Origin of the sequence: Bradyrhizobium sp. USDA 4541 (assembly GCF_024171085.1) — a bacterium.
GTDB classification, from domain to species: domain Bacteria; phylum Pseudomonadota; class Alphaproteobacteria; order Rhizobiales; family Xanthobacteraceae; genus Bradyrhizobium; species Bradyrhizobium australafricanum.
The window spans coordinates 5,732,715-5,751,365 of sequence record NZ_JALJZF010000001.1 but is presented as its reverse complement, the minus strand read 5'-3'; the positions used below and the strand labels follow the sequence as shown (position 1 = coordinate 5,751,365).

Annotated in this window: 24 protein-coding genes and 2 tRNA genes; 11 read left to right on the top strand and 15 right to left on the bottom strand. The window is 64.5% G+C overall.

Annotated elements, in window-relative coordinates:
• From nuoF to J2R80_RS27305, 8 genes are all read right to left on the bottom strand, one after another.
• The gene (gene nuoF, locus J2R80_RS27340) at positions 1–1,326 is read right to left on the bottom strand and encodes an NADH-quinone oxidoreductase subunit NuoF (RefSeq protein ID WP_253639753.1); all 1,326 of its coding nucleotides are present in this window, start codon (positions 1,324–1,326) and stop codon (positions 1–3) included.
• Positions 1,327–1,345: 19 nt separating this feature from the next.
• Entirely contained in the window at positions 1,346–1,558 is a 213-nt protein-coding gene (locus J2R80_RS27335; protein ID WP_035631350.1) for a hypothetical protein, read from the bottom strand.
• Positions 1,558–2,169: an NADH-quinone oxidoreductase subunit NuoE gene (gene nuoE / locus J2R80_RS27330; RefSeq protein ID WP_029080758.1), complete on the bottom strand. Its 612-nt coding sequence runs from the start codon at positions 2,167–2,169 to the stop codon at positions 1,558–1,560. The genes J2R80_RS27335 and nuoE overlap by 1 nt, the downstream gene beginning before the upstream one ends.
• A gap of 41 nt (positions 2,170–2,210) precedes the next feature.
• Positions 2,211–3,407: an NADH-quinone oxidoreductase subunit D gene (locus J2R80_RS27325; protein ID WP_076825356.1), complete on the bottom strand. Its 1,197-nt coding sequence runs from the start codon at positions 3,405–3,407 to the stop codon at positions 2,211–2,213.
• Positions 3,404–4,021, bottom strand: a complete 618-nt coding sequence (locus J2R80_RS27320) for an NADH-quinone oxidoreductase subunit C (RefSeq protein ID WP_253639752.1) — start codon at positions 4,019–4,021, stop codon at positions 3,404–3,406. Before J2R80_RS27320 ends, J2R80_RS27325 begins: the two co-directional genes overlap by 4 nt.
• Positions 4,022–4,031: 10 nt before the next feature.
• Positions 4,032–4,577 (bottom strand): NADH-quinone oxidoreductase subunit B family protein, encoded by a 546-nt coding sequence (locus J2R80_RS27315; protein WP_176936700.1) that lies wholly within the window; start codon positions 4,575–4,577, stop codon positions 4,032–4,034.
• 50 nt (positions 4,578–4,627) lie between these two features.
• Complete coding sequence (locus J2R80_RS27310) at positions 4,628–4,993, bottom strand: NADH-quinone oxidoreductase subunit A (protein ID WP_018271860.1); 366 nt, start codon at positions 4,991–4,993, stop codon at positions 4,628–4,630.
• Between the two features lie 214 nt (positions 4,994–5,207).
• Positions 5,208–5,723 carry a MarR family winged helix-turn-helix transcriptional regulator gene (locus tag J2R80_RS27305; protein ID WP_253639751.1) on the bottom strand — a complete coding sequence of 172 codons (516 nt, stop codon included), beginning with the start codon at positions 5,721–5,723 and terminating at the stop codon, positions 5,208–5,210.
• A gap of 130 nt (positions 5,724–5,853) precedes the next feature.
• Between J2R80_RS27305 and J2R80_RS27300 the strand changes: the two genes are divergently transcribed.
• Together J2R80_RS27300 and J2R80_RS27295 are read left to right on the top strand one after the other, a co-directional pair.
• On the top strand, positions 5,854–7,044 hold the full coding sequence (locus tag J2R80_RS27300; protein WP_253639750.1) for an aromatic ring-hydroxylating dioxygenase subunit alpha: 1,191 nt from the start codon (positions 5,854–5,856) through the stop codon (positions 7,042–7,044).
• 127 nt (positions 7,045–7,171) lie between these two features.
• On the top strand, positions 7,172–8,383 hold the full coding sequence (locus tag J2R80_RS27295; RefSeq protein ID WP_253639749.1) for an MFS transporter: 1,212 nt from the start codon (positions 7,172–7,174) through the stop codon (positions 8,381–8,383).
• Positions 8,384–8,424: 41 nt separating this feature from the next.
• Here J2R80_RS27295 and J2R80_RS27290 read toward each other — a convergent pair whose 3' ends face one another.
• Positions 8,425–9,438 (bottom strand): TRAP transporter substrate-binding protein, encoded by a 1,014-nt coding sequence (locus J2R80_RS27290; RefSeq protein WP_253641037.1) that lies wholly within the window; start codon positions 9,436–9,438, stop codon positions 8,425–8,427.
• Between the two features lie 199 nt (positions 9,439–9,637).
• Between J2R80_RS27290 and J2R80_RS27285 the strand changes: the two genes are divergently transcribed.
• The 5 genes from J2R80_RS27285 to J2R80_RS27265 all read left to right on the top strand — a co-directional run bounded on the left by J2R80_RS27285 (position 9,638) and on the right by J2R80_RS27265 (position 12,643).
• On the top strand, positions 9,638–9,841 hold the full coding sequence (locus J2R80_RS27285; RefSeq protein WP_253639748.1) for a hypothetical protein: 204 nt from the start codon (positions 9,638–9,640) through the stop codon (positions 9,839–9,841).
• A 191-nt stretch (positions 9,842–10,032) separates the two neighbouring features.
• Positions 10,033–10,677: a haloacid dehalogenase-like hydrolase gene (locus tag J2R80_RS27280; protein WP_076825346.1), complete on the top strand. Its 645-nt coding sequence runs from the start codon at positions 10,033–10,035 to the stop codon at positions 10,675–10,677.
• 98 nt (positions 10,678–10,775) lie between these two features.
• A complete protein-coding gene (locus J2R80_RS27275) occupies positions 10,776–10,976 on the top strand; it encodes a hypothetical protein (RefSeq protein WP_028333962.1) in 201 nt (66 codons plus the stop codon).
• A gap of 14 nt (positions 10,977–10,990) precedes the next feature.
• The gene (locus tag J2R80_RS27270; RefSeq protein WP_076825345.1) at positions 10,991–11,182 is read left to right on the top strand and encodes a hypothetical protein; all 192 of its coding nucleotides are present in this window, start codon (positions 10,991–10,993) and stop codon (positions 11,180–11,182) included.
• A gap of 156 nt (positions 11,183–11,338) precedes the next feature.
• Entirely contained in the window at positions 11,339–12,643 is a 1,305-nt protein-coding gene (locus tag J2R80_RS27265) for a hypothetical protein (protein WP_229191151.1), read from the top strand.
• A gap of 116 nt (positions 12,644–12,759) precedes the next feature.
• On the opposite strand, the gene J2R80_RS27260 is transcribed toward J2R80_RS27265, so the two are convergent.
• Positions 12,760–12,836 (bottom strand) — tRNA-Asp (locus J2R80_RS27260).
• A 308-nt stretch (positions 12,837–13,144) separates the two neighbouring features.
• On the opposite strand from J2R80_RS27260, the gene J2R80_RS27255 reads away from it, so the two are divergent.
• Positions 13,145–13,468, top strand: a complete 324-nt coding sequence (locus tag J2R80_RS27255; RefSeq protein WP_259171327.1) for an HU family DNA-binding protein — start codon at positions 13,145–13,147, stop codon at positions 13,466–13,468.
• Between the two features lie 171 nt (positions 13,469–13,639).
• A complete protein-coding gene (gene pepT / locus J2R80_RS27250) occupies positions 13,640–14,896 on the top strand; it encodes a peptidase T (protein ID WP_253639747.1) in 1,257 nt (418 codons plus the stop codon).
• Between the two features lie 161 nt (positions 14,897–15,057).
• Here the strand turns inward: pepT and J2R80_RS27245 are convergent, their stop codons facing one another.
• From J2R80_RS27245 to J2R80_RS27235, 3 genes are all read right to left on the bottom strand, one after another.
• On the bottom strand, positions 15,058–15,909 hold the full coding sequence (locus J2R80_RS27245; RefSeq protein WP_141341001.1) for a class I SAM-dependent methyltransferase: 852 nt from the start codon (positions 15,907–15,909) through the stop codon (positions 15,058–15,060).
• Between the two features lie 91 nt (positions 15,910–16,000).
• Positions 16,001–16,306, bottom strand: a complete 306-nt coding sequence (locus J2R80_RS27240; protein WP_076825338.1) for a YciI family protein — start codon at positions 16,304–16,306, stop codon at positions 16,001–16,003.
• Positions 16,307–16,329: 23 nt separating this feature from the next.
• Positions 16,330–16,611, bottom strand: a complete 282-nt coding sequence (locus J2R80_RS27235; protein ID WP_038385060.1) for a hypothetical protein — start codon at positions 16,609–16,611, stop codon at positions 16,330–16,332.
• 251 nt (positions 16,612–16,862) lie between these two features.
• On the opposite strand from J2R80_RS27235, the gene J2R80_RS27230 reads away from it, so the two are divergent.
• On the top strand, positions 16,863–17,072 hold the full coding sequence (locus tag J2R80_RS27230; RefSeq protein ID WP_076825411.1) for a photosystem reaction center subunit H: 210 nt from the start codon (positions 16,863–16,865) through the stop codon (positions 17,070–17,072).
• 163 nt (positions 17,073–17,235) lie between these two features.
• Here the strand turns inward: J2R80_RS27230 and J2R80_RS27225 are convergent.
• Together J2R80_RS27225 and J2R80_RS27220 are read right to left on the bottom strand one after the other, a co-directional pair.
• Positions 17,236–17,312 (bottom strand) — tRNA-Val (locus J2R80_RS27225).
• A 63-nt stretch (positions 17,313–17,375) separates the two neighbouring features.
• The gene (locus tag J2R80_RS27220) at positions 17,376–17,786 is read right to left on the bottom strand and encodes a GFA family protein (protein ID WP_076825336.1); all 411 of its coding nucleotides are present in this window, start codon (positions 17,784–17,786) and stop codon (positions 17,376–17,378) included.
• Between the two features lie 196 nt (positions 17,787–17,982).
• Here J2R80_RS27220 and J2R80_RS27215 point away from each other — a divergent pair, with 196 nt between their 5' ends.
• Entirely contained in the window at positions 17,983–18,651 is a 669-nt protein-coding gene (locus tag J2R80_RS27215) for a GntR family transcriptional regulator (protein WP_028340149.1), read from the top strand.

Below are 18,651 nucleotides of genomic sequence, written 5' to 3'. Positions count from 1 at the left end.
TTACTCCGCGGCTACCATGTGCATGGGATCGCGAATGCCCTGGTCGTCGAGATCGGCCTTGTGCGAATATTGGTCGATGCGCTCTTCGATCTCGTGACGGAAATGCGCGATCAGGCCCTGGATCGGCCATGCCGCGGCGTCGCCGAGCGCGCAGATGGTGTGACCCTCGACCTGCTTGGTAACCTCGAGCAGCATGTCGATCTCGCGCTTGTGGGCACGGCCGTCGGCCATCCGGGTCAGGACGCGCCACATCCACCCCGTGCCCTCGCGGCACGGCGTGCACTGGCCGCAGCTCTCATGCTTGTAGAAATAGGAGATGCGCGCGATCGCCCGGATCAGGTCGGTCGACTTGTCCATCACGATCACCGCCGCGGTGCCGAGGCCCGAGCGCAGCTTGCTCAGGCTGTCGAAATCCATCGGCGTGTCGATGATCTGCTCGGCCGGCACCATGCGCACCGACGAACCGCCGGGGATCACGGCCTTCAGATTGCCCCAGCCGCCGCGGATGCCGCCGCAATGCTTCTCGATCAGCTCGCGGAACGGAATCCCCATCGCCTCTTCGACGTTGCAGGGCCGCTCGACGTGGCCGGAGATGCAGAACAGCTTGGTGCCGACATTGTTCGGCCGGCCGATGCCGGCGAACCAGGCGGCGCCGCGGCGCAGGATGTCCGGTGCGACCGCGATCGACTCGACGTTGTTGACGGTGGTCGGGCAGCCATAGAGGCCGACATTGGCCGGGAACGGCGGCTTCAGCCGCGGCTGCCCCTTCTTGCCCTCAAGGCTCTCGAGCAGCGCGGTCTCCTCGCCGCAGATATAGGCGCCGGCGCCATGCGCGACAAAGATGTCGAACGGCCAGCCGTTGATATTGTCCTTGCCGACCAGCTTGGCCTCATAGGCCTGGTCGATCGCCGCCTGCAGCCGCTCGCGTTCGCGGATGAACTCGCCGCGGATATAGACGTAGCAGGCATGCGCGCCCATCGCGAAGCTCGCGAGCAGGCAGCCCTCGACCAAAAGATGCGGATCGTGCCGCATGATCTCGCGGTCCTTGCAGGTGCCGGGCTCCGACTCGTCGGCGTTGACGACGAGATAGCTCGGACGGCCGTCCTTGGATTCCTTCGGCATGAAGGACCACTTCATGCCGGTCGGGAAGCCGGCGCCGCCGCGGCCGCGCAGACCCGACGCCTTCATCTCGTTGATGATCCAGTCGCGACCCTTGTCGATGATCCCCTTGGTGCCATCCCAGGCGCCTCTGCGGCGCGCGCCCTCGAGGCCCCAATCATGCAGGCCGTAGAGGTTCTTGAAGATGCGGTCCTTGTCGTCGAGCATGCTCAAAACTTTCCGAACATCACCGATTGGCTTGCGAATAAGCGAGCCCGGCAGCGCAGCCGCCGAACACGATGGCCCACAACAGGCTGGATTCCAGCGTGGCGCTCAGGCCGTAGCGTTGCAGCAGGAACATGAAGCCCGCCGCGACAACGGTATGCAGGGCGATCGTGCGCCAGGCCTTCATCGCAGCGCCCCTTCCCGTCTCATCTGCTAGCACCTGAAAGCTCCGCATCAGGTGGTTTCCTTCAGCGTCGTCGGCCCGCCCGCGGGCGCCGAGAACTGACGGTCGACCTGCGGGCCCGGCTTCGGCGGATTGCCGGCGGCAAAGCCGTCGAGCACCTTGCCGAAGCTTTCCTTGGTCAGGTCCTCATAGGTGTCCTTCCAGATCAGCACCATCGGCGCGTTCACGCAGGCCCCTAAGCACTCGACTTCTTCCCAGGAGAAGTTGCCGTCCTTCGACAGCTGGAAGGGATCGTGATGGATGCGGTGCTGGCAGACCTCGATCAGGTCGGCGGCGCCGCGCAGCCGGCACGGCGTGGTGCCGCACACCTGCACATGCGCCTTCTTGCCGACCGGCGAGAGCTGGAACATGGTGTAGAACGTCGCGATCTCAAGCATGCGGATATGCGGCATCTCGAGCAGGTCGGCGACAGCGCGGATCGCGGCTTCCGAGACCCAGCCGTCATGCTGCTCCTGCACGCGCCACAGGATCGCGATCGCGGCCGAAGCCTGCCGTCCCGGCGGATATTTCTCGATCTGCTTCTTGGCCCAGGCAAGATTCTCGTCCGTGAACGTGAAGCTCGCGGGCTGCAATTCCTTCGGGGCAAGGCGGCGGACAGACATCGATCAAACTCTCATTGCGCGCGGTTCGGATGCGGACATCGTCACCGGTCGACTTCGCCGAACACGATGTCCAGCGAGCCCAGGATGGCGGAAACGTCGGCCAGCAGATGGCCCCTGCAGATGTGATCCATCGCCTGCAGATGGGCGAAGCCCGGCGCGCGGATCTTGCACTTGTAGGGCTTGTTGGAGCCGTCGGCGACGAGGTAGACGCCGAACTCGCCCTTCGGCGCCTCGACCGCGGCATAGATTTCGCCGGCCGGCACGTGCACGCCTTCGGTGTAGAGCTTGAAGTGATGGATCAGCGCTTCCATCGAGCGCTTCATCTCACCGCGGCGCGGCGGCGCGATCTTGTTGTCCTCGACCACGACCGGGCCCTGCCCGTCGGGTGCCTTGAGCTTCTGGATGCACTGCTTCATGATGCGCACCGACTGGCGCATCTCTTCCATGCGGATCAGATAGCGGTCGTAGCAGTCGCCGTTCTTTCCGATCGGAATGTCGAAATCCATCTCGGCGTAGCACTCGTAGGGCTGCGACTTGCGCAGGTCCCAGGCCGCGCCCGAGCCGCGCACCATCACGCCGGAGAAGCCCCACTCCCAGGCTTCCTTGAGCGGCACCACGCCGATATCGACGTTGCGCTGCTTGAAGATGCGGTTGCCGGTGAGCAGCCGATCGAGGTCGTCGACGACCTTGAGGAACGGATCGCACCACGCCTCGATGTCGTCGATCAGCTTCGGCGGCAGGTCCTGATGCACGCCGCCGACGCGGAAGAACGCCGCGTGCATGCGCGAGCCCGAGGCGCGCTCATAGAACACCATCAGCTTCTCGCGCTCTTCGAAGCCCCATAGCGGCGGGGTCAGCGCGCCGACGTCCATCGCCTGGGTGGTGACGTTGAGCAGATGCGACAGGATGCGGCCGATCTCGCAATAGAGCACGCGGATCAACTGGCCGCGGCGCGGCACCGTAATGCCGAGCAGCTTTTCCGCCGCGAGGCAGAACGCATGCTCCTGGTTCATCGGCGCGACATAGTCGAGCCGGTCGAAATAGGGAATCGCCTGCAGATAGGTCTTGTGCTCGATCAGCTTCTCGGTGCCGCGGTGAAGCAGGCCGATATGCGGATCGACGCGTTCGACGACTTCGCCGTCAAGCTCCAACACAAGACGAAGCACGCCGTGCGCCGCCGGATGCTGCGGCCCAAAGTTGATGGTGAAGTTACGAAGGTTTTGCGGTTGTTCATTCATGGCTTCGGCTCCGCCTTGACCTTCTCATCGCCGGGCAGCGGATAGTCCGCGCCTTCCCAGGGCGAAAGGAAATCGAACTTGCGGAATTCCTGGTTGAGCCGGACCGGCTCATACAGCACCCGCTTCTCCTGGTCGTCGTAGCGGACCTCGACGAAGCCGGTGAGCGGGAAATCCTTGCGCAGCGGATGGCCGTCGAAGCCGTAGTCCGTCAGCAGGCGGCGCATGTCGGGATGGCCGGTGAAGATCACGCCATAGAGGTCGTAGGTCTCGCGCTCGAACCAGTCGGCGCCCGGGAAGACGCCGATGATCGACGGCACCTGCGTGGTCTCGTCGGCCTGCCCGCGCAAACGGACGCGCGCGTTCAGCGTCGGCGACAGCAGATGGTAGACGACGTCGAAGCGCTTCTCGCGGCTCGGATAGTCGACCGCGGTCACGTCGGTGACGTTGACGAAACGGCAGCCGGGATCGTCACGCAGAAACCTGGCGACCTCCACGATTCTGCCAATCTCGACGTCGATAGTGAGCTGATTGAACGCGACCGAGTGCGCCGTGGCCGCGCCCGGAAGCGCGCTCACGATCGTCTGCCCAAGGGCGTCGAGCTTGCCGTCGTCCATACCTGAAACCTTAGCGTTCAATAGTGCCGATACGGCGGATCTTCTTCTGCAGCAGCAGCACACCGTAGAGCAGCGCTTCCGCCGTGGGCGGGCAGCCGGGCACGTAGATGTCGATCGGCACGATGCGATCGCAGCCACGCACCACCGAATAGGAGTAGTGATAGTAGCCGCCGCCATTGGCGCAGGAGCCCATCGAGATCACGTAGCGCGGCTCCGGCATCTGGTCGTAGACCTTGCGCAGCGCGGGCGCCATCTTGTTGGTCAGGGTGCCCGCAACGATCATCACGTCGGACTGCCGCGGCGAGGCGCGCGGTGCGAAGCCGAAGCGTTCGACGTCATAGCGCGGCATCGAGACCTGCATCATCTCGACCGCACAGCAGGCGAGACCGAAGGTCATCCACATCAGGGAGCCGGTGCGCGCCCAGGTGATGAGGTCATCGGCTGCAGCGACGAAGAAGCCCTTGTCGGACAGCTCGTGATTGACCTCGAGGAAAAACGGATCATTGGCGCCGACCGGCTTACCGGTCGACGGATCAAGGATACCCCTCGGAGCCATGGCGATCTCAGATTTGGCAATCGCCGGCTGGGAGGTTGCGGCGGTGGGGCTCAATCCCATTCGAGCGCGCCTTTCTTCCATTCATACGCAAATCCGACCGTCAGCACGGCCAGGAACACCATCATCGACCAGAACCCGGTGGCGCCGAGCTTTCCGAACGCCACGGCCCAGGGGAACAGGAACGCCACTTCGAGGTCGAAGATGATGAAGAGGATCGCCACCAGATAGAACCGGACGTCGAACTTCATGCGGGCGTCGTCAAAAGCGTTGAATCCGCATTCATAGGCGGACAGCTTTTCCGGGTCCGGCGATTGGAACGCGACCAGGAACGGCGCGATCAGGAGTGCCAGACCGATCAGGCTCGCGACTCCGATAAAGACCACAAGTGGGAGATAATTCTGCAGGATGCCGGTCATCGGCGAGGCCTTCTTGCTGCGGTTTCGGACATGCCGCAGATTCGTTGATTGGAATTGTTCTTGAGGCTTTAGCGCAGCGCAACAGGGGGCGCAAGACAAGCTATTTTGACGCTTTTACCGTCCTTCCCGCGGGCTCTTGGCCTCATCAGGCGGATGCGCTTGCCTCCATGGGCAACGCCGCGGCGGCCATCCGGTGCCCTGCGCTCTCCCCATATCAGCCCAGCCCCCGCTCGGCAGCGAGCATCTCGGCGGCGGTCAGGGTGAGCCGATCGATGTGTCCGAGCAGCAGCTCAAGATCCCCCGGCGCAAGCTGTTCCAGCAGGTGCCGGTTTCGCTCCTGCGCGCCGGCCACGATGGCATCATGGGCTGCCAGGCCGGCCTTGGTGAGAGAGACCAGGGTCTCCCGGTTGTCGCGCGGATTGGCCGCCTTCGCCACCAGCTTGCGCGCCACGAGCTCGGCGAGCGCCCGGCTGATCTGCCCCTTGTCCATGCCGACGGCCTGGGCAAGCCGCACCACACTCATCGGCGGCCGCCGACCGAGCGAGGCGACCAGACCGAACTCGACCGAGGACAGGCCGGTCAGGCGCTTGTAGCGCAGCATCGCGCCGCGCCTGAGCAGGTTCGCCAGCACCATCAGCCGCGACGACATCATCGCGGTGATCGGCGCCAGTTCGGAATCGACAACGGCCTCCGGCGGCAAGGCCCTCTCAGTCCTGAGCTTCTCGGTCATCACCAACCTCTGCCAACAAAGCCGCGCGCTGCCAAGCTCAACGATATCGTTGACATTGTCATCTATCTATCGTTGACTTGGTCAACGATAGATCAGCCGCCGGCCCCCGACCAGCGGCGGGGAGGACAACATGACGATCACCCACCGGGACCGCGATCTCGGCACGGCCTATGCGATGAAGCCGTCGAGCACCCGGACCGAGCTCACCTCGGTCGGCCGCGGCACGCCGATGGGCGAGCTGTTGCGCCGGTATTGGCACCCGGTCGGCCTCACCGGTGACGCCTCCGATATCCCCAGAAAAGTCCGCGCACTTGGCGAAGACCTGATCCTGTTCCGCGACCGGCATGGCCGGGCCGGCCTGCTACATGCGCGCTGCTGCCACCGCGGCACCACGCTCTATTACGGCAAGGTCGAGGAAGACGGTATCCGCTGCTGCTATCACGGCTGGAAATTCGACACCGAGGGCCGCTGCCTCGAACAACCCTGCGAGCCCGACGGCGGCCTGTTCAAGGACAAGGTGCGCCAGCCCTGGTATCCGGTGCAGGAACGCTACGGCCTGATCTTCGCCTATATGGGGCCGGCCGAGAAAAGGCCGGTGCTGCCGCGCTACGAGTGCCTGGAAAACATGGACGACGGCGAGTTCGTCGAGGCCGACGATTCCTCGATCGGCGGCGGCGGCCCTGCCGTGATCCCCTGCAACTGGCTGCAGCATTTCGAGAACGTCGCCGACCCCTACCATGTGCCGGTGCTGCACGGCTCGTTCTCAGGGCCGCAGTTCACCAACATGATGGCCTCGATGCCCGACGTGAAGTTCGAGATGTCGCCGCGCGGCATCACGGTGCGTTCGATCCGCAGGCAGGACGACGGCAAGGTGTTCTATCGCGTCACCGAGGCCGCCCTCCCCACACTCCGCGTCGTGCCCAATCCGCGCGTCGCGCAGTTCGCGCGCGTCGAATCGATCGGCTGGACCTTGCCGATCGACGACACCTCGTTCCGCATCTACGTCGCCGGCCGGGTCAAGAACGCGGGCGATATCGGGCGGATGCGCTCGAAGTTCAACGGCAAGTTCTGGTGGGACATGACCGAGGCCGAGCACCAGCAATTTCCCGGCGACTACGAGGCCCAGGTCGGCCAGGGAGCGGTGACGATCCATTCCGAAGAGCATTTTGGCCAGAGCGACCGCGGCATCCTGATGATCCGCCGGATGCTCGCTGACCAGCTCGAGGCCATGGCCACCGGCCGCGACCCGATCGGGGTGTCGTTCGACGCCGACACGAGGCCGGTCGAATTCGAGGCAGGGAATTACATCCGCGAGGCGTAAGGCCCGCGCGCAAGCAACAACAACAAAGAAGATCGGGGGAGGAAGTGATGGTCGATGTCGCACCGCAGGCGGCCGCGCCAACGCAAGCTGCGGCCGCGCCTCGGCGCGCCGCTACTACGTCCTCGCCTTGCTCACGATCATCTACGCCCTCAACTTCCTCGACCGCACCATCTTCAACGTGCTGATCGAACCGATCAAGAAGGAGTTCACGCTCAGCGACACCACGATGGGCCTGCTCGCCGGGTTCGGTTTCGTGCTGTTCTATTCGCTGCTCGGCATTCCGATCGCGCGGATGGCCGATCGCCTCAACCGCCGCAACATCGTCGCGGTCGCCTTCGCGTTCTGGAGCGCGATGACCTATCTCTGCGGCCTCGCCTCCAGCGTCACGACGCTGGCATTGGCCCGGGTCGGCGTCGGCATCGGGGAGTCGGCGGGCACGCCGGCCTCGCAATCGATGATCGCCGATCTCTTCGACAAGAACGAACGACCGCGCGCGCTCGGCATCTACGCGATCGGCACCTATCTCGGCGTCTTCCTCGGATATTTCATCGGCGGCTATGTCAACCAGCACTATGGCTGGCGGATGGCGTTCTTCACCGCCGGCCTGCCCGGCATCGCGCTCGCCGCCGTCTTGTGGCTGACGATCGCCGAGCCGAAGCGCGGCGCGATGGCCGAGACCTTCAAGGCCGAGCCGCTGGGGCCGACGCTGCGTTTCCTGGTATCGCAGCCGAGCTTCGTCTTCGTGCTAATCGGCTCTTGTCTGACGACCTACACCAACTACGCCACCGCGGTGTGGATCCCGCCGTTCCTGGCGCGGATCCATCACCTCACCAGCGCCGAGATCGGCACCTATGCCGGCACCTTCAAGGGTCTCGCCGGCATGGCGGGCACGCTGATCGGTGGCCTCGTGGTGGCGCAGATCGGCCGTCGCGACGACCGCTGGAAGCTGTGGGCGCCCGCGATCATGTCCGGTCTCGCCGGCCCGGTGTTCGCGCTGTGCATGCTGACGCAAAGCTTCACGCTGATGGTCGCGACGCTGGCGCTGACCTCGTTCATGGTCGGCTTTCACCTCGGCCCGATCTTCGCGATTGCGCAGACGGTGGCAAAACCCAGCATGCGCGCGCTGGCCTCGGCGATCGTGCTGCTGACCGCGACCTGCTTCGGCCAGGGCGTCGGCCCCCTCGCCGTCGGCATGATCAATGACGCGCTGAAAGGCACCTACGGCGTCGATGCGGTTCGCTACTCGCTGCTGTCGGCCGCGCTCACGACGACGCTCGGTGCCCTGCTGTTCGTGTTGGCGGCACGCGCGATCCGCGCCGACATCGCGCGCGCGAGCTAGCACCCGTCTCAGCCGAGCCGGCGCGTGATGTCAGGCTGCGCTCACGTCAGCTTTCCCGTATATTTCTCCAACGCCGCCCAGGCGTCCGCGCCGTAGGTCTTCTGCCACTGCGTGTAGAAGCCGGCCTTCACCAACGCGGCCCTGAACTGCACCGGATCGGGCTTGTTGAAGGTCATGCCCTTCTCGGTCAGCTCGGCCTGCAGCGAGCGATCCATCTCGACCAGATCGGTGCGCTCCTTCACCGCCGCGGCGTCGAACGCGGCATTGATAAGCTCGAGCAGATCGGGCGGCACGCCGGCCATCGCGCGGCGGTTGCCGAGAATCCAGTAACCGCTCCAGCAATGGTTCGAGAGCGCGCAGAATTTCTGCACCTCGTAGAGCTTGCCGGTCGAGACCTGCGCCAGCGGATTCTCCTGCCCCTCGACAATGTGGGTCTGCAGCGCCGAATAGAGTTCGCTGTAGGAGATGCTCGACGGCAGCGCGCCAAGCCCTGAGAACAGCGACGTCAGCAATGCCGTCACCGGCACGCGGATCTTGAAACCCTTGAGATCGTCGACGCTGTTGAGCTGCCGGCTCGATGACGAGGTGATCTGACGGAAGCCGTTGTCCCAGACCTTCTTCAGCGGCACGACGCCGGTCTTCGTGATCGCCTCGCGCACGAGGTCGCCGACGCCGCCGTCCATCGCCGCCCAGACCTGGTCGTAGGACTGAAAGGCGAAACCGATGCTGGGCAGCCCCGATAGCGGCACCAGCGTCGACAGCGTCATGCTGGGCGCGGCCAGCAGCTCGATCCCGCCGGCGCGGACCTGCGACAGCATCTCCGGATCGCCTCCGAGCTGGCTGTTGGCGAACACCGTGATGTTGACCCGGCCGGACGACTGCGCGCCGACCGCCTTGGCGGCCTCAGTCAGGCGGATTGTTAGCGGATGGGTTTCCGGAGTGTTGACGCCGAGCTTGAAGTCGAACTCGGCCGCCGCAACGGCGCGCTTACCAAACATCGTGGCGGCGAGTGCCGCGGAGCCGGTTCCAAGGACCCGGCGCCGGGTTAGTCTCATTGTTTTCATTATTGTTTTTCTCCCAAGCGCATTTCCGCGCCTGGGGCAGTTTTAGCCGGCCGGCAGTGTGACGCAAGGCACGGTGAAACCAATCCGCCCCTGGCACGAAACCATTTCCCGGAACTCACGAAACGATCCGGAAACAGATGGGCCTTACCAGTACCTGCCATAGACGGCGCACAGACGCCCGGAGGCGACCATGAACCACTCGATCCATTCAGCTGACCGCGCGACCCATCTCAAGATTGTGGTGGTTGCCCTTGTTGCGGGGATCGGGATCGCGGCGCTTGGCATTTCGGCCCGGAACAACGCGGATTTCACCCAGACTGCCCAGTCCACGCAGGTCATCAAGGCTGGCAAGCCGGTGGCGATCACCTCGTCGGGCACCTCCACGGTCCGCTAAGACGCTTTCAAGCCTCGGCAGACACAACGGCCGCCCCTGGGCGGCCTTTCTTGTTGGTCCTGATCGTCTCAAGCTCGGACCAGGACGGTGTGGCCTTTGCGAGCAGGTTCGGCTACGGCGATTGTGGACCACCGAGACCGGAGTGCGCGCGATCGACGTGTGCAAGGTCGCAACCCGGCTGAGCGCCTCGAATGACTGAACCTCGCCTCGCCGGCGACAACATTGCGAAGCCGCAGCATGCTTCCCGCACCGACGGGTCGCCCCCTTTGCTCGGCCTCCCGGCATCGCTGCCGCTGGTGCTCGACCTCGACGGCACGCTGATCACGGGCGACCTGCTCTATCTGAGCTTCGTCTCGATCCTGCGCCGCAATCCGCTGATCGTCGTGTCATGCGCCGCCTGGCTGACGCGCGGCCGCGCGGCGCTGAAGCGCCGGCTCGCACAGCGCCAGCGCATCGACTGGAGCCGGATCGAACTGCACCAGGACGTCGTCGCATTGGCCGAGCGCGAGAACGCGGCCGGCCGCCGCATCGTGCTGGCAACCGCGGCCGACGCGCTGCTCGCTCAGAAGCTGGCGTCGCGTCTGCCTTGGATCGACCAGGTGCTTGCCTCCGACGGCGAACATAATCTCAAGGGCGCCAACAAGGCCGACCTGTTGCAAAGGACATTTCCCGGGGGCTTCATCTACGCCGGCGACAGCGCCTCCGACCTCGCGGTCTGGGCCCACGCCGCCGGCATCATCACCGTCAATGCCCGCGATGCCGTGCGCGCCGCCGCGGCCGGGCTCGGCAGGCCGACGCTGCATTTGCAGGGCCGCGCGGCCGCAGCGAAATCTTAACCGCGCCCTAACGCGGTTGTTCGATTGCAATCCGCTCCGCGACCCCAGTCTTAAAAGTTGTTCGGTTAAGGTCGGCGTCAACAAAGGCGCAGGCCACAATGAATTTGCAGCAGCAAGTAATTTCAACCGGCTTCAAGATCATCTGCACGGATTGCGGCAGCCTGGCGATCAAGGTCGCCGATCCGGCGCATGCATCCGGCGACACCATCATCGAATGCCGCCGCTGCAACGCGGTGCGCGGCACGGTGGCGGACCTGCACAATTTGGCGCGGCGCGGCCGCGACCTGTTCGAATTCTAACCGCGGCCCCGCCAATGCTGTCAGACCCGAAGGCGACCACGCAGAGCGACGTTCCCTTGGACACGGTCTGGTCGATCCTCGAGGCCGCCAACGAATTGGGCGACACCCACACGGTTGACGCCTGCCGCCGCATCATCGACGCCAATTTGCGCGGCGATGCACCGGGACAATCCGACCTCAACGCGGTCGCCGCATTCTTTGCCTGATCAAGGCAGGGCGTTGCCGTTGTGTGAATTCGTAGGGCATCGCGGAGACGAATGGCCAGGCAGAAACATAACAACACAGACCGGGATATTGCTTAACTTGCTTCGTCCAGGGCCGACCGGCTAGCTGCCTGGCAGCTTTCGGATGCGGACGGACCGATGACATTGACGCGCGGTGACCTGGTTGTCGGGGTCACGATCCCCGGGTTCTTCGTCCTCAGCGTCGCCTCGATGATCGCCTGTGGGCACGCATTCCCGGCGATGCATGTCTGGCGATCCGGCATCACCGCGCAGGCCGTCCTCGGCATCACCATCATGGTCGCGTTCGTCCCGGCGTTCGTCGCGGCACGATTCAGCTTCGGTTATCTGGTCGGCTTCTCGCTGCTGTCAGCCGTGTTCGGCTTCGTCTGGCTCAGCTTCTTCAGCGCCTTCGACTATCCGCACGCCATCGCCCGCTGGGCCATGATCGCCGCGCTGGCCGCCGCGATGATCCCTCTGATGTTACAGAATATCCCGGTTTGGCGGCCCGATTTGTCCGAGGCGGCCGTCAAGCGCATCGCGATTCTGCTGCTGGCGTCGTGCTTCGCCGTGCTGGTGGCCGACATCTCCTACGGGGCCAATCTTGGCAATCCCTATGGCGCAGCCCGCACCGCCGTCGTGCGCCCGGCGCTGTTGAACTATCTCACCGGAATCATGACCGGCGCGGTCCTGCCCTATTTGTTCGCGCATTTCGCATCGCGCAGCCGATGGATGCCGGCAGCCGGGGTGCTGCTGCTTGCGCTTTGCTTCTATCCCGTCGTCAACAACAAGACCGTCCTGTTGCTGCCGATCTGGCTGCCGTTTCTGTTCTGGCTGTACGGCCGGTTCGACCCGCGGCTGGCCACGGTGCTCGCATTTCTGATCCCGATGATCGTCGGCCTTTCGGCTTTCGTCATTCTCGCCGTCGACAAGACCTACGTCGTGTTCAGCACCATCAATCTGCGATTCGTCGCGATCCCGTCACTCGCGCTCGATCAATACGCCGACTTCTTTGCGCACCGCGAGCTCACCCGGTTCTGCCAGATCACCGTCCTGCGATACATGGCCGCCTGCCCGTACGGCGAGCTCGGCCCGACCCTCGGAGCGATTTATCAGGACGGCAATTTCAACGCGTCCTTCCTCGCCACCGAGGGCATCGCATCGGTCGGTCTTGCGCTCGCTCCGGTGTCGGCTTTCGTCTGCGGCCTGATCCTGTCGGTGGGATCGATGGTCTCAAAGCACCTGTCGCCGCGCTTCATCGCGGTTTCGTCCGGCATCGCAGTTCAGGCGATCATGAACGTGCCGCTCACGACAGGCCTGCTGTCGAACGGGATAGCACTGCTGTTCCTGCTGTGGTGGCTGACGCCCGAACAGCGCGTGGCATTATCGGTCAGGCTCGAGCAGGCCGCTCAACCCGTCAGCGTTGTCGGCCTCGCGGCGTCCTGAGCTGTCGCGGCAGTTCGCCAGGTGCAGTGAACAGGAGGGTAGGCAACTCGTTATGGCACCGGTCCAGAGGGACCAATGGTTTCGGGCCAAACACGCTGCTAAGTCATTGAAATAAATGGCGCGAGAGACGGGACTCGAACCCGCGGCCTCCGCCGTGACAGGGCGGCGCTCTAACCAACTGAGCTACTCCCGCGGATGCCGATCGTCGGATTGATCCGCGCAGGACCGAGGGCATAAAGGCCCGCATCCGGTTAGTCAAGGACGTTGCGGATCCCTGCACAGCATCGGCATTTTCGCGGCGCGTACGCGGGTTGTCGCCTGTTTTCAGGGGAAACGGCGTAGTCAGCGAAGCCCCGAATCAAATAAGGCCTGATACGTCTGGGTTTCCTGTGGCCGGCCCGGCGCTGCCCGTTCCCGGAACCGGCGGTTTTCAGGACTTTTCCGGACGCATTTTCCCGACGCGAACGGCGCGCCATTCGCGTGAAAAGCAGCAATCCAGCCATTCAGCAACGAGGAGGGCCAGACATGGCGAAGAAAGCAGCGACACCGGCGACGATCACGCTGAAGCATTTGGCGGCGGCCATCGCCGAGGAGCAGGAGCTGTCCAAGAAGCAGGCCGAGGCGATTCTGACCGACATGGTCACCAGGATCACCAAGCACCTCAAGAAGGGCGAGCGCATCAGGATCGTCGGCCTCGGCATCCTCCAGGTCCGCAAGCGCGCCGCCCGCATGGGCCGCAACCCGGCGACCGGCGAACAGATCCACATCAAGGCCAGCAAGAAGGTCGCCTTCCGCGCCGCCAAGGAGCTGAAGGAAGCCGTCTAGCGCCTACTCTCTCCGTTAAGGCAAAGCGCCATTCCGGCTCGTGACGCGGCCCCGGGTGGCGCTTTTCTGTTATAGGATTGTCCTTCGAAACTCGCCTTGACGCGGTTTGCTCGCGCGAACCAACTTCGCCAAAGCGCATTGTTCCTTTCTCCAGTTTTTTGCGCGGTTTTCATGCTGGCACCGGCTCTCGACTTCAAGCACACCGTCACCGAGCGCTTCCTGCGCTATGTCGTGATCGACACCCAGTCCGATCCGGATTCACCCACCACGCCTTCCACCGAGAAGCAGAAGAATCTCGGGCGCCTGCTGGTCGCCGAGCTGCAGGCGATGGGGATATCCGACGCGCATCTTGACCCGCACGGATACGTCTACGCGACGATCCCGGCCAACACCGACAAGACAGTGCCGGTGATCTGCTTCTGCTCGCACATGGACACCTCTCCCGACTGCACCGGCAAGAACGTCAAGCCGCAGGTCGTGAAGAACTACCGCGGCGGCGATATCGTGCTGCCCGCCGATGCCTCGCAGGTGATCCGCGCCGCCGAGCACGAAGCGCTGGCCGACCAGATCGGCAACGACATCATCACCACCGACGGCACGACCCTGCTCGGCGCCGACAACAAGGCGGGCCTTGCCGAGATCATGGATGCCGCGCATTTCCTGATCACCAATCCGCAGGTGAAGCACGGCACCGTCAAGATCCTGTTCACGCCGGACGAGGAGATCGGCCGCGGCGTCGACAAGGTCGACATCAAGAAGCTTGGCGCCGATTTCGGCTACACCATGGATGGCGAGACCGCTGGCCATATCGAGGACGAGACCTTCTCGGCCGACGGCGCCAGCATCATCATCGAAGGCGTCGCGACCCATCCGGGATTCGCCAAGGGCAAGATGGAGCACGCGATCAAGATCGCCGCCGCGATCGTCGATCGCCTGCCGAAGGACTCCTGCTCGCCCGAGACCACCGAGGGCAAGGAAGGCTTCCTGCATCCGGTCGCGATCTCCGGCGCGCTGGAGAACGCGCGGATCGACTTCATCGTGCGCGATTTCACCGAGGCCGGCCTGAAGCAGAAGGAATCGCTGCTGGAAGACATCGTGAAGGACGTCATGAAGGGCTATCCGCGCTCGACCTACCGCATGGAGGTCAAGCAGCAGTACCGCAACATGAAGGATGTGATCGATCGCCACCCGCAGATCGTGGCCTATGCGATCGAGGCGATCGAGCGCGCCGGTCTCACGCCGGTGAAGACCTCGATCCGCGGCGGCACTGACGGCTCGCGGCTGTCCTTCATGGGACTGCCCTGCCCGAACATCTTCGCCGGCGAGCACGCGTTCCATTCGCGGCTCGAATGGGTCAGCCGGCAGGACATGGAGAAAGCCGTGCAGACCATCGTGCACCTGGCGATGATCTGGGAAGAGCGGGCGTAGGAGTCGCAGCTCCTTTTTCTTCCGTCATTGCGAGGAGCTCGGCGACAAAATTGCGAAGCAATTTTGCACTGAAGCGACGAAGCAATCCATGTTGGCACATATGCGGCGCGATGGATTGCTTGCTCGCGCGCACAATGACGGAGTGCTTGGTCCCGAGAGTTCTATGCCCGCGCGGTCACGATCCAGATCGCGCCGGGCAGCAGCACCGCATCGCCCTTCAAGAAAGGCGCCAGCGCCTCGCGCATCGAGGCGATCGCCGCAGCGCGCACCTCATCAGGGTGCCCTTCCAGCGCGCGGCTGGCCGGCCCGATCTCGAGCGCGCCCTGTATCGCGGCATCGATGCCGCGCCCGGTCGCGACATCAAGCTCAACCCGGCACGGCTCCATGGCAATGCCGGAGAAGCCGGCTTCGCCCAGGATCCGCTTCACCCGGGCCTCGGAGGCGAACGCGAACGGGCCGGGATCCTCGGGCCCTAGCGGCGGCAGTTTCGGCACGTGCTTGTAGACGGCAGCAAGCGGCGTCATGAAGAACGGATTTTCGCGCGGCTCCTGCCAGCAGACGAAGGCGAGACGGCCGGTCGGCTTCATCGCCTTGCGCAGATTGGCGAACGACGTCACGGGATCGGCAAAGAACATCACGCCAAAGCGCGAGGCCAACAGATCGAAGCTCTCGCTGACAAACGGATAGATGGTCGCGTCGGCCAGCGCGAACTCGACCGGCAAACCCTGCGGCGCGCTCTGCCGCGCCCGCGTCAGCATCGGCTCCGAGACATCGACGCCGAGCACGTGACCTGTGGGCGCGACCTTGGCCGCCAGCGCGAAGCTCGAGGCGCCGCTGCCACAGCCGACATCGACGACGCGTTCGCCGGCTTTCGGCGCGGCACGATCGATCAGGAGGTCGAGCACCGGCTGCAGCACGATATCCTGCGCGGCCTGCCGTGTGGCCCAGCGCTGACCGCCCGGCCCGTTCCAATAAGCAATCTGGTCGGCGTTCTGCGGATGGCCAGCGTTCATGCGATCCAAACCTCGTTAGGAAGCTTCTGTCGTCTCATGCTTGGGCATGATCCTTTTCGGAATACCGCTTCGCACTTTTCCGGATCATGCCCTAGCAAGTCTCGCGCGTCGCGGCGCGCAGCATCGGCATCAGCTCATAAGTGAATCCGGCATCGGCCTTGGTGACGGGATCGTTGGCGACGATCTCCTGCGGATCGGCATCGTCAGGCAATTGCAGCACGCCGAGTCCCCAGACCCCGGCGGGATCGGCGACCGGTCCGAACACCAGCGCCTTGCCAGCCTGCAGCAGTTCGCCGCAATAGGCGACGTGCGCCTGCATGATGGCGGCTTCCTGCGGCGTCATATCCTGAGGAAAGGTCGGGCGCGGTCCGGTCAATTTGCAGACGTAGTATTTCATCGACCTGATCCGCGCTCGGAGCTCTATTTGGCGGCTGCGCTCGTGGGCTTGGCCGGTTTCGGCTTCGCGGCATTCGCCTTGGGCGCGCCCTGCCCGTCGCTGCGCGCGATGCCCCAGGGATCGGTCGGCTTCTGATCCGGCACACCACTGAGCGCACGCTGATAGGCGCGCTGCTGGCGCGCCTCGTTGGCCGCATCGGCCGGCGACTTCTCGACCTCTTCGCGATAGCGCTGAACGTGATCCGACTGTGCGAATGCGGGTCCGGCAATCATGGTGAGAAGAAAAATCGCGGCGAGTTTGCGCATGCATCAAGTTCCCGGTTAGGCGGACAGAATAGCATCGCTGCAGCGTCGGCATCAAATCTGAGCGCGTGACTTTCGGCACCTTTCGCACCATCGGGGATCGAATGACATTCGGCACGCCAGCGCGGAGCAAGCGCGGTCCCGGCCACCCCATGAGACTAACTACCCCACGGCCGGGATCGCGCCCTCTCCGCGCGTTCACCGAGAGCCGTGCAATGGCCTTACTCCGTAGGGCTCATCAACCAGAGGCCGCTTTGCAGCTCGTGAAACACCGCGCCACCGTCATCCTGCGCGAGCATGTGCAAGCGGAGGCCGAGCTGGTCGGACGAGCCGCGGTTCTCACCGATGGAACCGCAGGGACCGTCGAGGGCGTGTTTCTGGACGAATCTCACGGGTTGCGCATCTCGATCACGGGCCACATCGGGAAGCGGCCGATCGCGACCATTAGGATGCTTCAGCCATAGGGCTGGATCCAAAACGGGGAAGCACGCCCGCACATTCAGGCAGCCGGTCCGCCTGCGCTCTTCGAGCTTCGGTGCGACAGCCTTCGCCCTGCGAACCGAACAAGCGGATGAATTCGTGCTCAAAGGCTGGCTTGCCCAGCCGTAGCCCGTGAGGTGCGAAGGCTGGTAGGCGGCGAGAGATTCGAACTCCCGACCCTCTCGGTGTAAACGAGATGCTCTAACCAGCTGAGCTAGCCGCCCTTACCTGCGCGCCTCTTTAGCCTCGCCTGCCCCCGAGGCGCAAGGCCGCAACACCTCAATCCGTCAGCTCCAGTCCTTGGGGTGCGCTGGCAATTCCTTGAGATCATTGATCCATGGCGCAGCGGAGCGGCACCAGACCTGGCGTCGCGGGGTCAATTGGCCGCGCTGGCGAATGCTGCCCCAGCGGATGCCCCAGTCGTCGGGCCCGCCGTCCTCGCCGCTCGTAAACAGCGGCGAACCGCAATCGCCGCAAAAGTGCTGGAAGCGGATTCGGCCGTTATCGCCCCGCTTGCCGTAGACCTTCGGCGCACCTCCGGTCAGCCGCACCTGTTCGGCGTCGCAGATCACCGTGACGCGGTAGGGCGAGCCGGTCAGCGCCTGGCAGTCCGTGCAATGACAGATCGAGACCCGTTCCGGGTCGATCTCGGCCTGATAGGTGATAGCCCCGCAATGGCATTGCCCGTCGATACGCATGTAGCGCTCTCCAATTCCGTCAAACAAAGCAACCGCCGTGGGCGCGGTTCCATCGTCCAGGGCCTGGCTCTCGGCCCACCTCCCTTGCGGAGCAACGTGGTATCCCATAGGCGCCTTGTTTGGGATACCAAATCGGGATACGAAAGCCGCCTGATGTAGATTCCGCGCCGCCAACGAGCGGCCAAAGGACGGCGCCATGTCGCAGATGCTTCAGATTCATGACCAGCTCCGGGAGATGATCCTGTCGCTCGACCTGGGGCCCGGCGAGCGACTGACCGAGCGCTGGCTGGAGAGCCGGTTCGAGGGGTCGCGCACGCCGATCCGTGCCGCGCTGGTCCGGCTCGAAGGCGAAGAGCTGGTGCGCCGCGACGGCCGCAACTGGATCGTCGCACCGATCGACCTCGGTGAGCTGGAGGCGCTGGCCGAGTTCCGGATTCCGCTGGAGACGACGGCGGTGCGCCTCGCCTGCGCGCGGGCGAGCGCAGCCGATATCGCCGGCGTCGAGGAGATGCTGGATGCCTGCCAGTCCGGCGCACCGCGCGAGGAATGGCATCGGGTCGGCACCGATTTCCATGTCGAGATCGCGCGGCTCTCCGGCAATCCCTTCATCGTCAAGGCGATCGCCGGCGCCATGACGAGGCTGTCGCGGGCGCGCTGGCTGGAAGTGTGGACCGAGCCCTCGCGTGAGCAGGCCTGGCGCGAGCACCGGCGCATCCTCGGCTTCATCAAGGCCAACGATCCGGAGGCCGCCGCGCGCGAGGCCGCCGACCACATCACCGATACCCGTGATCGCCTGCTGCGTTCGCTGAACGAGGATCGCCGCGGCCTGCGAGCGCGCGGCTTCGCCGTGATCGGGCTGCGCTGA

What these genes read in the sequence shown, in the direction of transcription:
- J2R80_RS27290 (WP_253641037.1), bottom strand. Translation starts at nt 9,438, where the DNA reads ATGAGACTAACCCGGCGCCGGGTCCTTGGAACCGGCTCCGCGGCACTC.
- J2R80_RS27335 (WP_035631350.1), bottom strand. Translation starts at nt 1,558, where the DNA reads ATGCGGAGCTTTCAGGTGCTAGCAGATGAGACGGGAAGGGGCGCTGCG.
- nuoE (WP_029080758.1), bottom strand. Translation starts at nt 2,169, where the DNA reads ATGTCTGTCCGCCGCCTTGCCCCGAAGGAATTGCAGCCCGCGAGCTTC.
- J2R80_RS27270 (WP_076825345.1), top strand. Translation starts at nt 10,991, where the DNA reads ATGCTGTCAGACCCGAAGGCGACCACGCAGAGCGACGTTCCCTTGGAC.
- nuoF (WP_253639753.1), bottom strand. Translation starts at nt 1,326, where the DNA reads ATGCTCGACGACAAGGACCGCATCTTCAAGAACCTCTACGGCCTGCAT.
- J2R80_RS27310 (WP_018271860.1), bottom strand. Translation starts at nt 4,993, where the DNA reads ATGACCGGCATCCTGCAGAATTATCTCCCACTTGTGGTCTTTATCGGA.
- pepT (WP_253639747.1), top strand. Translation starts at nt 13,640, where the DNA reads ATGCTGGCACCGGCTCTCGACTTCAAGCACACCGTCACCGAGCGCTTC.
- J2R80_RS27325 (WP_076825356.1), bottom strand. Translation starts at nt 3,407, where the DNA reads ATGAATGAACAACCGCAAAACCTTCGTAACTTCACCATCAACTTTGGG.
- J2R80_RS27280 (WP_076825346.1), top strand. Translation starts at nt 10,033, where the DNA reads ATGACTGAACCTCGCCTCGCCGGCGACAACATTGCGAAGCCGCAGCAT.
- J2R80_RS27215 (WP_028340149.1), top strand. Translation starts at nt 17,983, where the DNA reads ATGTCGCAGATGCTTCAGATTCATGACCAGCTCCGGGAGATGATCCTG.
- J2R80_RS27275 (WP_028333962.1), top strand. Translation starts at nt 10,776, where the DNA reads ATGAATTTGCAGCAGCAAGTAATTTCAACCGGCTTCAAGATCATCTGC.
- J2R80_RS27285 (WP_253639748.1), top strand. Translation starts at nt 9,638, where the DNA reads ATGAACCACTCGATCCATTCAGCTGACCGCGCGACCCATCTCAAGATT.
- J2R80_RS27240 (WP_076825338.1), bottom strand. Translation starts at nt 16,306, where the DNA reads ATGAAATACTACGTCTGCAAATTGACCGGACCGCGCCCGACCTTTCCT.
- J2R80_RS27235 (WP_038385060.1), bottom strand. Translation starts at nt 16,611, where the DNA reads ATGCGCAAACTCGCCGCGATTTTTCTTCTCACCATGATTGCCGGACCC.
- J2R80_RS27265 (WP_229191151.1), top strand. Translation starts at nt 11,339, where the DNA reads ATGACATTGACGCGCGGTGACCTGGTTGTCGGGGTCACGATCCCCGGG.
- J2R80_RS27320 (WP_253639752.1), bottom strand. Translation starts at nt 4,021, where the DNA reads ATGGACGACGGCAAGCTCGACGCCCTTGGGCAGACGATCGTGAGCGCG.
- J2R80_RS27245 (WP_141341001.1), bottom strand. Translation starts at nt 15,909, where the DNA reads ATGAACGCTGGCCATCCGCAGAACGCCGACCAGATTGCTTATTGGAAC.
- J2R80_RS27220 (WP_076825336.1), bottom strand. Translation starts at nt 17,786, where the DNA reads ATGCGTATCGACGGGCAATGCCATTGCGGGGCTATCACCTATCAGGCC.
- J2R80_RS27315 (WP_176936700.1), bottom strand. Translation starts at nt 4,577, where the DNA reads ATGGCTCCGAGGGGTATCCTTGATCCGTCGACCGGTAAGCCGGTCGGC.
- J2R80_RS27300 (WP_253639750.1), top strand. Translation starts at nt 5,854, where the DNA reads ATGACGATCACCCACCGGGACCGCGATCTCGGCACGGCCTATGCGATG.
- J2R80_RS27305 (WP_253639751.1), bottom strand. Translation starts at nt 5,723, where the DNA reads ATGACCGAGAAGCTCAGGACTGAGAGGGCCTTGCCGCCGGAGGCCGTT.